2 protein-coding genes are annotated in these 1168 nt (G+C 70.0%); both read right to left on the bottom strand.

From position 1 onward, the window contains the following. Positions 1-87 precede the first annotated feature (87 nt). Entirely contained in the window at positions 88-444 is a 357-nt protein-coding gene (locus AB0878_RS49400) for a hypothetical protein (RefSeq protein WP_366590659.1), read from the bottom strand. Between the two features lie 48 nt (positions 445-492). After that, positions 493-789: a hypothetical protein gene (locus AB0878_RS49395; protein WP_366590657.1), complete on the bottom strand. Its 297-nt coding sequence runs from the start codon at positions 787-789 to the stop codon at positions 493-495. Between the last annotated feature and the right edge of the window lie 379 nt (positions 790-1168).

Raw genomic sequence — 1168 nt, 5'->3', positions numbered from 1 at the left:
CCACTTCTACAATCACCACCGACCCCACAGCGCCGTCGGAGGCCACCCACCGATCACCCGGCTGACCAACCTCCCTGGACATCACAGCTAGTCCAGGGGTTCGAGGCGCAACACGGTCGTGGGCCGGCCGTCCGGGAAGTTCGCGGCCTGGGCTTCGAGCACGGGCTGCGCTTCTTCGTCGCCGACGCGCCGGACGCGCCGGACGGTGTCCCGGCCTTGCGGCCCGTCGCGCTCTACGCGGCAGTACCCGGCGGCGAGCAGGTTGCGCACCCAGCCGCGACCGTCGGGTGCGCAGACGTACTGCCGGCCGTCCAGCGGCGTCACCTTCAGCACTACCGGCCGTGGCTCCCCGGACCGCCGCCCGACGACGTCGACGACCCTGCTCACCGGCACCCCGTCCACGTACGGTTCGACGGCGGCTTCCCGCACCTGCTCGACGTCCACGGCGCCTCCCTTCGTCACTCGAAGATACGGTTCGCCTACGGTCGGGCGTCAGGCAGCGTCCGATGTGGACTGTCCGGTGGTTGTCCTGTCGTCGTTCGGTTCTCCTTCCGGTGCGAAGTCGAACACCAGCTGAACTGCGGGTGGTGTGCGGCGTCGTCGGCGCGGTGTGCCATCGAGCGGGAACGGCGCGGCCGGGGTTTCCCCCTGCTGCTGCGGGTGATCGGCGAGGTAGCGCAGCTTGAGCAGGTGCCGCCGCACGAGCCCGGCACGCCGCGCCTCGTCGAACAGCGCGCGCGCCGCCCGGTTCCCGGCGCGCCGCCGGTTTGGCGATTCGTTGTGGTCCACGGGGTCCTCGCTGGGGTCGATTGTGGCTGCGCGTGACCGCTCCGTCGCGCATTTCACGTGGCGGCGCCAGATAACAAGCGTGTCTCAAGTGGAACTCGGCCCGGAGCTGTTGGCCCATTCGGCCGCTGCGCGATCCGGCGTCCGGTCGTGTCGAAGATCGCGGACCTGGCGGGCCGTCCACAGTGGGCTCTTTGCGGCGCCACCGGCGCGACCCGTGGCATGGCGCCGAATTCTCGGCCCCGGCGGATGCCGCGCGCTGACCGCGCGCGGCATTTCCGCTGGTGGTGCCCCCGGCAGGACTCGAACCTGCGACCTAGAGATTAGCGCGGCACCGTGCTCGATGTCTATTATGGATAGTCGTTGTTGGCTGCTAGCAGGT

The organism is Amycolatopsis sp. NPDC047767 (assembly GCF_040704195.1).
Classification (GTDB): Bacteria; Actinomycetota; Actinomycetes; order Mycobacteriales; family Pseudonocardiaceae; genus Amycolatopsis.
The sequence above is the reverse complement of the archived record's forward strand: the minus strand, read 5'-3'. Positions and strand labels throughout refer to the sequence as shown.